General features: G+C 38.2%; 11 protein-coding genes. All 11 read right to left on the bottom strand.

The window, feature by feature from the left end:
- Positions 1 to 16 precede the first annotated feature (16 nt).
- The 11 genes from CRO54_RS03425 to CRO54_RS03375 all read right to left on the bottom strand — a co-directional run bounded on the left by CRO54_RS03425 (position 17) and on the right by CRO54_RS03375 (position 15,463).
- Positions 17 to 658 (bottom strand): carbohydrate-binding family 9-like protein, encoded by a 642-nt coding sequence (locus CRO54_RS03425; RefSeq protein WP_097128731.1) that lies wholly within the window; start codon positions 656 to 658, stop codon positions 17 to 19.
- Between the two features lie 103 nt (positions 659 to 761).
- Positions 762 to 965 carry an amidohydrolase family protein gene (locus CRO54_RS03420; protein WP_205943944.1) on the bottom strand — a complete coding sequence of 68 codons (204 nt, stop codon included), beginning with the start codon at positions 963 to 965 and terminating at the stop codon, positions 762 to 764.
- 123 nt (positions 966 to 1,088) lie between these two features.
- On the bottom strand, positions 1,089 to 2,639 hold the full coding sequence (locus CRO54_RS03415; RefSeq protein ID WP_097128727.1) for a beta-N-acetylhexosaminidase: 1,551 nt from the start codon (positions 2,637 to 2,639) through the stop codon (positions 1,089 to 1,091).
- Between the two features lie 172 nt (positions 2,640 to 2,811).
- Positions 2,812 to 4,212: a T9SS type A sorting domain-containing protein gene (locus CRO54_RS03410; protein WP_097128725.1), complete on the bottom strand. Its 1,401-nt coding sequence runs from the start codon at positions 4,210 to 4,212 to the stop codon at positions 2,812 to 2,814.
- 32 nt (positions 4,213 to 4,244) lie between these two features.
- Positions 4,245 to 5,120 carry a hypothetical protein gene (locus tag CRO54_RS03405; protein WP_097128722.1) on the bottom strand — a complete coding sequence of 292 codons (876 nt, stop codon included), beginning with the start codon at positions 5,118 to 5,120 and terminating at the stop codon, positions 4,245 to 4,247.
- A gap of 19 nt (positions 5,121 to 5,139) precedes the next feature.
- On the bottom strand, positions 5,140 to 6,999 hold the full coding sequence (locus CRO54_RS03400) for a glycoside hydrolase family 5 protein (RefSeq protein WP_171047814.1): 1,860 nt from the start codon (positions 6,997 to 6,999) through the stop codon (positions 5,140 to 5,142).
- A 33-nt stretch (positions 7,000 to 7,032) separates the two neighbouring features.
- Positions 7,033 to 8,067, bottom strand: coding sequence for a glycosyl hydrolase family 18 protein (locus CRO54_RS03395; RefSeq protein ID WP_097128716.1), 1,035 nt, complete (start codon positions 8,065 to 8,067; stop codon positions 7,033 to 7,035).
- 8 nt (positions 8,068 to 8,075) lie between these two features.
- Positions 8,076 to 9,053: a glycosyl hydrolase family 18 protein gene (locus CRO54_RS03390; RefSeq protein WP_097128713.1), complete on the bottom strand. Its 978-nt coding sequence runs from the start codon at positions 9,051 to 9,053 to the stop codon at positions 8,076 to 8,078.
- The gene (locus CRO54_RS03385; protein ID WP_171047813.1) at positions 9,053 to 10,483 is read right to left on the bottom strand and encodes a glycosyl hydrolase family 18 protein; all 1,431 of its coding nucleotides are present in this window, start codon (positions 10,481 to 10,483) and stop codon (positions 9,053 to 9,055) included. The genes CRO54_RS03390 and CRO54_RS03385 overlap by 1 nt, the downstream gene beginning before the upstream one ends.
- A 98-nt stretch (positions 10,484 to 10,581) precedes the next feature.
- Positions 10,582 to 12,165, bottom strand: coding sequence for a SusD/RagB family nutrient-binding outer membrane lipoprotein (locus tag CRO54_RS03380; RefSeq protein WP_097128707.1), 1,584 nt, complete (start codon positions 12,163 to 12,165; stop codon positions 10,582 to 10,584).
- Between the two features lie 43 nt (positions 12,166 to 12,208).
- Complete coding sequence (locus CRO54_RS03375) at positions 12,209 to 15,463, bottom strand: SusC/RagA family TonB-linked outer membrane protein (protein WP_097128705.1); 3,255 nt, start codon at positions 15,461 to 15,463, stop codon at positions 12,209 to 12,211.
- Between the last annotated feature and the right edge of the window lie 186 nt (positions 15,464 to 15,649).

Genomic DNA, 15,649 nt, shown 5'->3' with positions numbered 1-15,649 from the left:
TTTTTTTGTTTAGCAACTAGCTAAATGCTAGCTCCCCAAAAAAATCTTTCCTGTGGAAGTCTGGCTTGTCTGCTTCTATCATGTTCCAGGTTAAGAAATGAGGTTGCGGTAAACCATCGCCACATTTGTAGAAATTACCTTTTGCTTTTAGGTTGTTAAAAGAAGTAATTTGATGTTTGACAAAAATCGCTTTAGGTATTACCAACATAATTTCCCAATCGAAACCTATATTGCTATTAATGGTACTATTGGAGTTAATCTTAGAAGAAAAACTCAACTGCTTAATCACGTCGATGGGCAGTAATCTACGTCCGTGCCTTCCCGTTCCGTAACCTATCTTTGTAAAACCTAAGCAATTGAATTCTAAATTATAATATCCATTATCATCAAAAGCAATAAAAAGCTCTACACAGCTATCATTATGAATATTTCCATTGGTTACTTCATTAGCTAAAAGATATTTTTCGGCAATCACATATTTCAATAATATAGATTGACCGTTATGTGCCATCGAAAACTTTGCATCGGCATTTGCCTGATAAGCAGGCCAAGGATTACAATCAATAGGTGTAGTTTCCAAAGCATCCATTAACTGGCTGATTTGTACAACTTCCTCCACTCCATCTGTATCTAAAAAAGGTATCTCTAATCTTCTCACACTCGTTATAATTAACCACCAAGGCACCAAGGGCACAAAGATTTAATCTAGCATCTTCAATAATAAGCTTTACTTTGTGTTCTTCGTGTCTTAGTGGTTCCCCTTAAATTTTTATCTTATCCTTACTATAAACCACGTTCCCTTTAACCATAGTGGTATCTATATTTATCTCATCATCAAAAATTACGATATCGGCATCTTTACCTTTCACCAACTCCCCCTTCCTATCCTGAATATTCAAGATTTTAGCAGGCGTAGCACTAGCCATTTTAACAGCATCCAACAATGGAACATCGGCCAACGCCATCATATTAAACCGAATATAAAAAACAGCACTCCTATCAGTGAAATAGAAATAAGCGTATCTTTTTTACTTAGTGATGAAACCTGAACGATGTTATTTTGTGTCGGCATGGTATGTTGCTATAGCTTATTTAATTTTATTTAATCTCACAAGAAGGTCTAGGTATCTAAAATTCCTTAATCTTGTTTCTTCGTCAATTTCTTTATCGTGCAACAAATCAGCATTTAACTCCTTAAACTGCTGATCTACCTCTACTGTGTTTAATGCAGTCAATTTCTGTAGTAGTCCGTTAGCATCTGCTAGTTTAAAAGTTGTTTGATTTAAAGCAACCTCTACTTCGATTGTTACCAAATAGTTGTAACGGATATTAGACATGAGCGTGTAGTGGCTAAATTCATTTTTGTTTTTTGCAGGTTTTAACTGCTTTAAGGTATTTAGCGAAAGTAAAGCACTGTCAGCTAACTGTTTTACTGTAAAGTTTGGCTTGTTCACTTTACCTTGATTTATTTCGTAAGGAGCTATTTTTAAGGCATTCCAAAATGTTTTTGCATCGGCTTTGCTAAAGCCATATTTATCTGCTGCATATTTCTCTACGAACTCATTAGGCTGAAATGGTTTTTCTGAAGAAACAGCATTAAAAAAACCATCGATTAATAAGTTAAAGCCCGATATTGGGTAAACTCTTCTGATGGCATGTAAATCGATGAAATCGCTATGTGACTCTGCAATTTGCGTATAGATACCCGAAGTTGACCAAGAAGTCATCACCATTCCTTTATAGCCCAATTCCTTTCCTTGCGGAATAAATGTTTTGATGTTATTGAAGTGCTTTGCCCAATCCGTTAAGAAATAATTGTCGGGATGGCTTCTGATCGCGGGTGAACCCCAAATTTCAAAACCACTTTCCATCAATTTCTTGTGGTCGCCAAAACGGTCTAACTCCCAACCGTAATTCCAATCAATAAAAATGGTTTGTTTTGGTAATGATTTTAAAGCATCTGGATATTTTAAGGCAATATCCGCCCAAACGACAGGTTTTTTACCCAAACTAACTACCAATTCGCAGAGCATTTTAATATAATCGCCATATAAACGACCCATACCTAACGAATCAGCTTTGCGTTTGGATTCTTTCGAACGTCCCAGCAAATAAGTTTCATCGCCACCAATATGGAAATATGGCGATTTGTGTGTACTTACCATATCAGCAAACAAATCTGCAAATAGTGCTTTACACTGCTCTTCTTTAATAGGATTTACCTGAGAATAATCTTTTTGATCTTCTCTTAAATCTTTATAGCGATAATGTTTAAGTATATATTCTACGTGACCGAAGCTTTGTTGTAAGGGAATAACATCAATCTTTAACGAATCGCAATAAGCGATGAAAGATTTAACTTCAGCCTTGCTGTAAGCATATTTATTAGAAATTACGGCATGTTTTTCATAGGGATAGGTTGCCTCCCACTCCATTACCAAGGTATTAATACCATTTTGACTCAGTTTGTTCGCAAATGCCTTTAATGCGGGCATTTTCATCGCCTGTATCCTTAAATCGAGATGGAAACCTTTTATAGGAAACTCTCTGACAATAACTGGCTTGCCGGCGTTGACATTTACTATCACACCCAAAGACAAAGCTACTAATACAACCAAGCTCAGTACATTTACTTTCATTACCACTTCTTATTTAATTAAACCTGTCGACTTAAAATTGAGATGTTATTTAGACAATGGGTTTAAAACAATCAAACACTAAAATTATTAGTTCAAAACAGTATAATGTGGTCTCAGATTTACATCCCCCGATTGCGTCTAAGACCTTCACCATTATACTGATATCTTTATGCTACTTTATAAATTTCGCAGTACTACCTTTTCCTTTCGATCCAACTCTAACCACATACAATCCTTTAGGTAAGGCACCTACATCAAGCTTTGCTTGGTTTAAACCTTTCGTTAAACTTACTTTTTGAGAAATCAATTTCTTCCCGTTTAAGTCAACAATAGTGATATCTGCATTGGCATTTTCGGCAGCTTGATAAGTAAGTACCAAATGATGACCTGCGTTTACAAAGGCTGCTAATTTGCTTGTTGTCAGATCAAAACCTACGGTTACCGGACCATACTCTTTGCTATCGCCATTTTGATCTACTTGCTTAATTTTGTAGTAGTTATTTCCATTTAAGGGGTTTTGATCTACAAATTGATAATTACTGTTTCCGTTAGTAGTTCCTTTACCGCTTACTTTATCAATTGATCTGAAAACACCATCTTCTGAAGCTCTTAAAACATCGAAGTAAGCATTGTCTTTTTCTGACGAGGTAGTCCAGTTCAATTGTGCGCCATTATTTACTTTTTTACCTGTGAAAGCACTTAATTCTACCGGAAGTACGTTTTGCGGTATCCAACCGAATTTGATGTTGCTTACAGCAAATTTCAAAGTATTAGACGCACTACTGGTTCCTGCAAATAGAATTGCGTTGATACTTTGATCAACAGCTAATTCACCAGTAGTGGTTAAATTAACAGAGCCTGATGCATTAACCGCGTTATTGTTAGCGTAAATGTGATAAGACCTGGCCGGCAATGAATAATTCGTTGCTCCCCTAGCGTAGCTTTTAGCCAAAGCTGTATTATTACAGTAAACCTCGACATTAATTGTACCAGTTTTTGGAAAAACCTCTGGCGATGGCGCAGCATAACTGAAAGTACCTAAACGTACACCAGAATTACTATTGCTGTTACCTACTGTAAACCTTAAAGCTCCAAAAATACCTGCAGCCGATGCGTTGATTAGTGGATTATTATCCGTAAAGATGTCATTGGTTTTTCCAAATCCAATTACCGCGGTTCCCTGAGTTCCACCATCAAAAGACAAATCGAAAAAAATGCTTGTTACAGCCGTTGCATTTGGGACGTCGTATAGAGCAACTTTATTAGGCTCATTGGTTTTACTCGCATTTAAAGTAAGTACCGACCCAGCTAATGTAATATCGGCACCAGCACCTGCAGCAGTAGCAATACGTGCTTTTGCCGTACCAGACGGTGCGGGTAACCAACCTGGTGTAGCTTGTGAGGAAACAGACGAATTTATAGAAGGTCCATTACTAAATGTTGCGTTGCCCGAAAGTACATAATCGAACGATGTAGCTTGCGCTGCACCTTGCCATAGCCCATAAGTTTGTGCCTTGGCAAGATATGCTGCTCCTAAAAGCAGACTTGTAGATAGTAGAAGTTTTAATTTCATAATAATTGGTTTAGAGTTTAAGTATTGATCGGCTAATTAGCCGCTAGCGTTCCTGCTTTTATGTTGCTGATAGAAAAACTCAAGGTATTTTCTGCACTGCTAGCACCAGATAGCATAAATGCATCGATAGCCATATTAGGATCTAGTTCTCCAGTTGCAGGTAAATTCTCTGAACCATTAAATTTCAAGGTCTTATCGCCTACAAAAATTTTGAATGTCTGCGCTGGTAAAGTATAAATGTTTCCTTTACGTGTAAAAGATTGTTCTTCTTTTGAGTTATTGCTGTAAATCTCTATGTTAAGGTTTCCACTTTTATCGAAGATATCGGCATCGTAAGCTTTGTGCACATAAGAAGAACCACTGGCAGTTCTATGCTCTGGATTGGTAAATGTACTACCCACAATAAACCTTATGGCGCCAAATAACCCTTCCTGTTTTCTGTTATTATAAGCAGCGGCATTTTTAAAAATACTTGTTTGTGAATTTCCGAAAGCCAAAACTGCGGTACCTTTTACTCCATCGTTAAAAGACAAAGTGAAAAATAAACTACCAACTGGTGCCGACTGGGGAATATCGGTTACTGAAAATTTGGTTGGAGCTTCACCATTGCTTGCACCGAAATTGATTACGGATTTATTTAAAGAGAAACCTGAACCCGAAGATGGTGCTACCACTATCCTAGCCGTTCCAACAGCAGGATACGGTAAAAAACCAGGTTTCTCTTTGCTAGACTCAGAAGTTTTCACCTCAGAACCTGAGTTGAATTTCTTACCAGAACCAGTGCCTGTGTTTAAATCATAAGTCCAAGATGTAGCTTCTTTTGAACCTTTCCAAGTGCCATAAGTTTGTGCTTTTGCTGCTGTTATAGCCAAGCCCAAAACGGCTAACGTTAAAAATTTTGTCTTCATGTTTTGTTGTTTAGTTAGTTTAGTTTCCTATTAATGATTTGATTTTAATGTTGCTTACTGAAAAATTTAAGGTATTACCCGTGCTGTTTGCACCAGACAACATGAAAGCGTCAATTGGCATATAAGGCAGTAACTCTCCTGTTGAAGCGATGTCTTGTGAGCCGCTGTATTTAACAGCTGTTCCATTTACATACATATGAAACGATGCGGCAGGTAACGTATAGCTTGCACCCGCTTTTTGATACACTCTCGGATTTCCCGTGTTGTTACAATACACCTCGAAGTTCAAATCGCCTGTCCTAGGGAAAACATCCACATCGTGAGATCTGTGTACATAAGATGTTCCATCTGAGTATCTATATTGAGCATTTGATGAATTAGTACCAACCAAAAACCTAATTGCAGTAAAAACACCATCCTGCTTACTATTTGCATAAGCATCATTGCCTTTGAACAGATTTCCTTCTCCACCACCTATAGCTAAAATTGCCGTACCGCTTACACTATTGTTAAATGATAATTTGAAAGATAAATTAACCAAAGTTGACGACCCCGCAATGTCATAGAGCGAGAATTTATTGGGAGCCGTACCATTACTTGCACCCATAGCTAGCACGCCGTTATTAAGATTGAAACCTGCACCGGCGTTGGCTGCCACAACTGTTCTTGCTGCACCAATAGCGGGGTAAGGTAAAAAACCTGGAGTACCCACTTTAGACTCTGAAACTTGAACAGTCGATGTAGCATTTAAACTACTGCCTGTCCCAGTGCCAGAGGCTAAATTGTATTCCCAATTCCATGCAAGGTAATTTCCAGTCCAGTTATCTGCTGGTGTACTTATTTGAGTTCTAATCCACTTACCTGCCTCTTTTAAGTTATCATCGGTCCACGGTCCATTTGGGCAAGTACCTGTTTTCCAAGCGGCACCAGTAAGCGGACTATCAGAATAATTCCAATTACACCACGAAATTTTTCTCTCTTCCATAAACTTCAACCACTTGGCAGACATTACGAAATCGTTGGCGCCATCGCCCCAACCATCTTGAGTTCCAAATTCGGTTACAAATACAGGTACACCATTGGCAATTGCTTTAGAAACATAACCCATTCTCTTACCTTGATGGTTAGCACTCCATTTGTCTGCCGCATAAAAATGCATGGTGTACATGATATTTTCGAAAGCCAACTTGTTACCTATTACTAAATCTGGTCGCGACGCATGCTCTGGCGTGCCAACGATGATGATAGACTGAGGATCGTTATTTCTAATGATAGGAACAATCTGGTCTGCATAATTTTTAATGATTGGCCAAGTAACTTCATATTGCTTGTTGTTTGGCTCGTTACATATTTCGTAGATGACATTGCCCTTGCTTGCATGTTTTTTAGACATGTGCTCAAAGAAAACTTTAGCACGCTCTGTATTGTAATTTGGATCTCCGGGATCCAGCATGTGGAAATCCACCAATGCGTAAACACCTTCTTTATAGCATTTTTCCACTAATTCGTCTACAAAATTGGTAAAGCGAAGGGGGTCAGTTTCGTAACCACCTTCCTGTATATACATCGAGATACGTAAAATATCGATACCCCATCCATGCATTAAAAGGTTTAATGATGTTTCATTGTAGCAATTGCCCCTGTATTGCAGACCATGCGTACTCATACCGCGTAACTGAATGGCAGCACCATTTTTATTAACGATGTTGGTGCCTAATAATGTTAATCTGCCATTGATATCAAAAGGGCTACCTGCCCTTACGCTAACGCTAGCTTGTTTCTTTACAACTTCTTCCTCTTCGGGCATTATACTTTTATCTCCTTTGCAGGACATAAATACAATAAGCAACAAGCTTAATAAATTGAGTGTCTTCTTCATAATTACTGGTTTATTACAGCTAACCATCGAATATTATTTCGTTGCTTCTCTGTGAGTTTTATCAATTAGTGTTAAAAGCGAATGACTATTTGTACTATCATAAAGCAATTGCCATATCATAATCCCCCCTCCATCTTTTACAGCCAATTCTGTTTTTGCTTTAATGGTATTTTTTCCGTTGTAGTAAAAAGTACCTCCATTATTTGGAAAAGGGATTTCATCTACGTTTACCCAATCAGAATAATTCTGCTGAACCGTTTGCCAGGACATTTGAGCCAACGAAGCACTGCTGTTAAATAAGGTTCCAAAGCCATAGCCATAAAACGGAACACCTAACACTAGCTTCTTTTTATCTAGACCACGTTGCGAATGCCAGTAATTTAAATGCTGTACCGCATAAGCGAAAGTAGAATGCTGACCAGGGTTAGTCAAGTCCCAACGACCAGTGGCATCATAAGCCATAATGTTAATGAAATCGAAAGATTTCAATGCTTTATCGGTCACTCTTGCTCTAGTCCACCAGGCAACTGCAGAAGTAAGTAGCTTTTTGCGTTCTGTTAATGGCGTTCTTAGCTCGGTAATAAATGCTTCGTAGTTGGCATCAATATCATCGCCTTCTAAATCAACATCAATCCCATCTAACTTATATTTATCAACAAAATCGATAAAGTTTTTGACCAAAGCAGGTCGTTTAGTGTTTAGCAAATCGGTATAATACCTTTGAGGACTACCACCACCACAGGAAAGCATTACATACACACCTTTTTGATGTGCCGTCTTTACAACAGTATTTAAAGCTGGCATATCTGCAAAAGTGGCCGATGCTGGGTCAGGATTGATAAAAGCTATATTCAAATGCGTAATCTTATCAAAATCTACTTTTGCTAAATCATCTACAATGCTTGCTCTAGACCAAATATAACCTACTACCTTAAAATCCTGCTTTTTGGGCAGAAAGGTTTCCTCAACTACATCTTCCCTCGGAGGTAATACCTCTTCCTTTTTTTGCTTTTTGCAAGCGAAAAGGCACACCATTAACGTAAAGAATAAGTAGAAAGGAAGCTTCATATTAAATCTTATTTACCTGTAGTGGTTTGATTTTTATAGGTATTGTTAATTAGATTTAGCAGCGAATGTTCATTGAAGCTATCATATAGCAGTTGCCAAATCATTACGCCACCGCCTTGTTTTGCCGCTAGCTCGGTTTTCTCTTTGATGGTTTTCTTTCCGTTATAGTACAAGGTTCCTCCATTATCTGGTAAAACAATTTCGTCGTAATCCATTCTATCCGCATATTTGGTTACTACATCGTTCCAAGAAATCTGTCTAAATGCTCTGTCTTTGCTTGGCAATTCTCCAAATCCGTAGCCATAAAAAGGCAGACCAACGTTTAAGGCTTCTTTTTTAAGACCTCGCTCCTTATGCCAATAATTTAAATGGTCTTCCGCATACGAAGTAGGTGCATGCTGTCCAGGCACTTCAGGTTTCCACGGACCCGTTTTATCATAAGCCATGATATTGATAAAATCGAATTGCGCCAATGCCACGTCAGTGATACGACCTCTAGTCCACCAAGCAACTGCAGAAGTTAACAGCTTTTTCCTTTTGGTTAAAGGCTTGCGCAATCCAACTACAAAAGGTTCATAGTTCACATCAATATCATCTCCCTCAAGATCTATATCTACACCATCTAAATCGTACTTATCTACTACTTTAATAAAGTTTTTAACGAGATCTTTTCTGTATTTTTCGGTGAGTAGTTTTGCATAATAAGCATGACTGCTACCACCACCGCAAGACATCAAAACTTTTATATTTTTTTGATGCGCTATTTGCACAACGGTATCTAAACCAGGCACATCCTTAAAATCTCCCTCTGGTGTAGGGTTAATAAATGCGATGTTTAGGTGCGTAATTTTATCAAGGTCAATTTTTTTCAAATCTTGAACCATGTTTTTTCTAGACCAGATGTAGCCCACTACCTTAAATTGGGCAATAGACAGTTCAGCAACAAGCACTAAACATAAGGTTATTAAAATCTTTGCTGACTTCATTATTGTATGGTTTTTGAAATTGTTCCTATTAGTGAAGTCGCTTCGTCTACAGTGTCATTCTCGCCGGCCCACAAGTAAGCACCTAAAACATTCTCAGTTTTTAGCAATTGTACTTTACGTGTAATGGTAGGTATGCCATTATAATAAACACCTCTTGCAATAGCTGTACTGTTATCTTTTGTCGAGGCAGTAGCATCTTGGGCAATGATATCTCGGTATGGCATAAAGTCAAAGAATGTATTTGTCCAACCATTATTAACCAGGTTTCCATTGATGGTTGAAGTTTGTAAATGCCTAATTCCCAAAGCAGACATACCAACTACCAATTTATTTACAGGCACTCTTGCTTTCCAATAATTAACTCCAGCTTCCATTAATTCGTAACTAGAAGGTTGACCGATTACGTTTGTACCGCCCCAATAACCTGATTGAGAATAAGCCCTAACGTTAATCCAATTGGCATTATTGAAATGAGCAGGTACATATTTAGAAACCACCCATGTAGAATATAAGCCTGTTGCTCTTGTTAAAGTTGGAGAAGCCACAGAAACCGTAATGATTTTCTGAGCACCCAATAAAGCACGCAAGCGATCTACGAAAGCGCCAAGAGCTTGGATATTAGCCTGAAAAGTTGCTTCTACATCATTACCAACGTCAGACATCCTTACTTCAACCCCATCCAACTTATTATTAGTAACAAAATTCGCTAGTGATGTAGCAATAGTCTCTCTGCTAGTAGCATTTGCCAATCTAGCTCCGAAATCATTGCTATTGTAAACGTTCCAACCATCCGCAGATAAAGTACCGCTAACACCCAGCAATACCGGTACACCTTCTGCATGCGCTTTTTGCAATAAATATTCCCCTCTTCGTGAAGTGGTATAATCTGTAAAAGTCAATTCTCCAGCCAAATTAACAGTTGCTCCTTTTAAAGCTACGTGAGTTACTTTATCCCATTTAATGTTGTTTCTGATTTGTAAAATAGTTGACGTAGCCGAAACATAAGGCATTACCACTTTCGTGTAAGTTTTAGGTGTAAAAGTTCCAGTTGACGGGCCCAATACGATCACATCTTTGTACCTGCTAACCGTAGTTCCGTTATAAGTTGCTTCCACTTTTATTCGCTGCTCTCCAGCTGTAGTGGCTTTGTATTTATATTTTTCGCCAGTGGCTACTTCTACATTGTTTACTTTCCAAACCACGTTTACCTTTCCCGACGGTGAGAATTGAACTGGAGAAAAATCTATTTCTGTTCCCACATCTAATAATTGGGGAGAGTCTGAGGTTGGAAATAATGCCGCAATGTCTCCTCCAAGAATTCTCGGTGTAAAAACATTATTCTTTTCCTGTTCTGCTACCTCATCTTTTTTACAACCTGCAAACAAGCTGAGCGAAAGCAGGATGCATACTAATAATTTAATCTTTTTCATCTGTTTAAGATTTATATTCAATGTTGTTGACACCATTCTAACGGTATCAACTGTCTACTTTTTTAATTTTTGATCGATTATCAGATTGTCTAAATCAATTATTCTTGATCCCACCACACACGTTTATTCCAGTCATCTCCGCCCAAAATTTGGATAGCAGCATTTACGTTAACTGTGTTTTGTTGCTTCTCAGATATTGGATATTCATATCTTCTAGGAATGGTCTGCGATACAGATTCGCTATTTGGCGATGGAATTAATATTGGATATCCACTCCTACGCCAGTTAGAATAAGTCTCATTGCCGTTTAGCAACAAGGCAATCCATATTTGAGTATTGATTTGTTGTAGTTCGGTACCAGCAACTAATGGATTGGCAGTTTTAAAGTTATTGATTTCTGTAGCTGTAATTACTGGGCCGTTAGGATACAAGCTCAATTGTTGCATTGCAGCTTCTACACCTTTGTAGTAGTGATCTTGAGCTGTTCCGCCTAAGTTTAATCCAAAACGTTGTGTAGCATCTGCCAGCAACAATTCTACTTCTGCGTAAGTAATATGGAAGAAAGGCGCATCATTTCTTAATAAATTGTGATTAAGTTGCGGTTTCAAATCAATACTTCTAGGGGTGTAAGAGCTACCATCAGCTAAAGTAATTGCTGCCGAACTTAATACGTTATCATAGTTATAGGCACCCGGAACCGCTCCTACCAAACCTATTCTAGCTTTCACCTGTGCGGTAATGTCTTCTCTTTCTAAAAATCTTGTAGGCGCAACTGGGTTAAATTCCTTGTAACATCTAATTAAAGCGTTTACACGTGGATCATTGGTAGTGGTTAAAGCACTCAAGAAAGTATTTACCACACGTCCCATTTCATTTTTAACGTTCCAAGCTGCAGATATTCCGTTAGGTCTTTGATCTTGGTAGCTATTAGGGATATTCTCATGCCTAGTCATACAGATATCTGCATTGCTAGTAAATAAACCAGCAGTATAAGCTGCCTGAATCTCTGTTTTCGCCTTCTCTGGATCTCTTTTTGCCAAACGCAACGCTAATCGTAAACGAAGAGAGTTGGCAAATTTTTTCCAAGCTGTAATGTTGCCTTTATAGAAATATTCGTTTGGCACTTGGTCTTTTGAAGGATCTAGTTGAGCCGAGGCCACTGCTAGTTCTTTGAAAAAATCATTATAAATATCCTTTTGGGCATCATATTTTGGTCTAATTGTACCATCATATCCTTTACCAGCTTCAAAATAAGGAATATCTCCGTACAAATCAGTTAAGCGGGCAAACGTATATACTTTCATAATGCGGGCCATTGCATTCAAATTTGTTTTGTTTGCAACTCCATTGGTACGATCTACTGCATCTACAATGTTTAGAACATCATTTGCATAACTCTCGTCAAATGTTCTCCATAAATAACTTGGTGTTTTTTTATACACTGCACCAAAACTCATGTTGAACGCACCAGCAAACTGTTGCATCATGGGAATGAGCATAAAATAACTTGATCGCTCTTGAATACCTAAATCTCCTGAGAAATATACCTGCGCATACATCAACTGAGCAGCAGGATCTAGAGAAGTAGACCTAGTTTGGTCCGTATTCATATCACCAAATTTCTTGCATCCTATGGTACTTAAGCCCAACGTAAGCAATAAGATATATTTAATTTTTTTCATCTTTTATCATTATTAATGTGCAACACATTATTTTATAACATCCTTAGAATTTCACATTTAGGTTAAAACCAAATCCTCTACGCGTTGGCAGTGAACCATACTCCAATCCTTGTCCGTTACTATTGTTATAATTTGAATCTGGATCTACGTTGGGTACATCTTTGTAGAGGATAAATGGATTTCTAGCTACTAAGCCGAGTGAAGCACCTTTTAATCCTAATTGTTTACTAAAAGCTGGAGTTAATGTGTAGGTTAGCGTAAGCTCTCTAAGTTTCACATAAGTAGCTTTATATATAAATGGCGTAGCAATATTAGAACCATCCGTAATAAAGGTTTGCCAGTAATTTGTAGGGTCTATTGCTCTTGTATTTTCAGTATATACTGGATTTGTCGCTGTTCCGGTATTTACTACACCTTTAGGAACATAGCCCCTTACTCTACCTTCGGCCTGCCATTGTGCTGCTGTTTTCTTTTCGCCTAAACGTTGTTCTTCAGATAAAATCCACTCTGCTCTACCCTCTAGGGTTGCCAATGCTGATCCTCTGGCATGCATAAATAGGTTAGTCATAGAGAACAAATCAGCGCCATATTTTACATCGATTGCCGCATTTACACTAAAGTTCTTGTAAGAAACACGGCTGGTAAAACCACCTGTCCAATCGAACACGCCTTTACCCAATACCTTCATATTCGGATCTATAATTGGAAGTAAATTCGTAGCGTTTAAAACTACATTACCATTAGGATCTCTCAAAAAGTCGTAGCCCATTAATGTTCCGTACTGCTCTCCAGGTCTAGCCACCACACGTAAACCTGCCCAACGAGCTTCTGACAAACTAAGGTGATCACCCACACGATCAGATAGAGATTTAATTTTGCTCACGTTTCTGGCGAAGTTTACACTCATATCCCATTTTACCTTACTTTTACTAGACAGCGGACTTCCAGAAATCAACAATTCGATACCTTGGTTAGAAATCACACCTGCGTTGATCAACTGTTGAGGATATCCTGAAGAAATTGGCGCCGGTACAATGTTGATTTGATCTCTAGAGTCAGAATTGTAATAAGTTGCATCAAAGTTGATCTTGTTTTTGAAAAACTTCATGTTGGTACCTATTTCATAAGATCTTGTTCTCGTTGGCTTTAAATCTAGTGGAGGTATTACTCTCGATGAAATTTTACCATTCAATGAACCATTAAAGGTAAGTTGGTTAAGTGTGTAGTAACGATCTAACAAAAATGGGTCAGTATCACTTCCTACCTCTGCTACGTTAAATCTCAACTTACCAAATGAAAGGATATCGCTTTTAATTTTAAATGCATCAGTAAATACAAAACTTAAAGCGGCCGATGGATAAGTGTAAGAATTGTTGCTTTCTGGTAATGTAGATGATTGATCTCGTCTAACCGACATATCTAAGAATAAATAGTTTTTATAACCTACTGTTGCCAAACCATATACCGATCTAATTTGGCGAGGAATGTCATTAGGTATTACTACTTTATCTAAGTAACTAGTAGCGCTGATGGCATCTAGCACAATCATATTCGAGAACGAAGAGTTGGTTCCTTTACGAATACGATCGTTAATACTTCCTCCTAGCCTAGCAGAAACATTGAAATCTTTGCTTACTTGTTTGGTATAGCTTGCCAAAACCTCTACTTGGTTTGTAGTGTAACGTTGATTAACTTGATCAAGCTGACCACCTAACGCTCCAGGTGTAGTTCTAGGTCTATAACTTTCATAGTCTAAAAATGTGATATCGGTAGCCGCTTTAGCATTAAGGCTAAATGCCTTGGTAAATTGATAAGTGGCATTAAGTGCACCAGTAAACCTGTCTTTGTGTGTTTTGTTATACATTTCGTTAATTACCCAGTATGGATTTAAACGATACTGGCCACCTCCCCAATCCAGGTAATCGCCCTGTGCATTTTTGTAATTAGTTGCAAACAATGCCTGATCAATGTTATTGGCCAATCCATTAAAGTTCATGCCTATATTAGATGGAGAGTCGCCTAATCCAGCTCTGTTATTTACATCTTCATTTAAATAGGTAGCTCTTACATCAAATGTTAATTTATTTCCAAATTTTGAGCGACCTGTAAATGTGTAGGTATTTCTACGGATATCACTTTTAGGTACAATATCTTGATATCTTAAGTCTGCTGCAGAAAATCGGAAACTAGATTTTTCTGTTGAACTAGATAAAGCGACGGTATTGTTGAACGAAGAACCAGTACGGAAAAAGTTTTGGATGTTATCTTCAACCAGTGCATAAGGTCTGGTTACGCCATCAAAACCAACATAAGTTACGTTTGGATCTAATCTTGCACCAAAATTCACGAACAAACTGTTAAAAGCCTGAGCCTGATCTGAAGGTATTAATTGGCTTCTACCTTGCCCGTACAAATATTGTACATCGTCATACCTTGTCAATTGTGTTTCTATCGTATTTGTACTGTTGAAGTCAATACCCAACTCTTTATTGTTAGTCCCTTTTTTAGTGGTAATTAAGATGACGCCATTACCTGCCAAACTTCCGTATAGAGCGGTAGCCGCTGGGCCCTTTAATACCGTAATGGTTTCTACATCATCTGGATTGATAGCTGATATCGCATCTCCCATATCCACGCCACCGCCAAATTGATCACTTCCTACCTGCCCGTAGTTAGAATTATCCATCGGAATACCATCTATTACATACAAAGGCTGGTTATTTCCAGTAATACTCGTTGCACCTCTGATTACCACTCTAGATGAACCTGCCGGTCCACCGGCACCACTATTAATAACCAAACCTGCAACCTTACCCGACAGTGAATTCATAATGTTGGTCTCTTTCGCCTTATTGATATCATCGCCGCTAACTTGTGTAACCGAATAACCTAATTCCTTCTCGCCTCTCCTAATATCAAGGGCAGTTCTAACTTCTACCGCTTTTAACATCTGGATATCCTCCCTCAGTGAAATGTCCACCCTTTTCCTGGTGTCCCTGGCGACGAATGTCTGGGTAGCATATCCTGTCATCCTTACCTGTATGGTATCACCATTGGATGCCCTAACACTGTAGCCCCCGTCCACGTTTGATACCACTGCCTGTTTGGTCTTCTTGTTAAGGATTGTCGCACCAGCGGTTTTGAAGTTGTTGTCATCGGTCACGGTCCCTACTACCGAAAATTGCTGTTGGGCAGTAAGCCGATGGTTTTTAGCTGCAGCATCCTTTACACAGAAAGCATTAAAAACAATGGCGAGCAATACCATCAGCATTAAATTGAATAGTCTGTTTTTTTTCATTATTTGGTTATGGTTTAGGTTGTATTTCTACGTGTACGTACACGTTATTTGTTGAAAAAATATATGATTACCATTTTCTTTCAAAATTTGTTATCGTATCTAAAATATGTACATGAACTAACTTCCTGTTTTGATGGGACATATTTCTAAATATAAATAATGCCTCATTGAATCGATTAAAATAAT

This window comes from Pedobacter xixiisoli (genome assembly GCF_900215335.1).
GTDB classification, from domain to species: domain Bacteria; phylum Bacteroidota; class Bacteroidia; order Sphingobacteriales; family Sphingobacteriaceae; genus Pedobacter; species Pedobacter xixiisoli.
The sequence above is the reverse complement of the archived record's forward strand: the minus strand, read 5'-3'. Positions and strand labels throughout refer to the sequence as shown.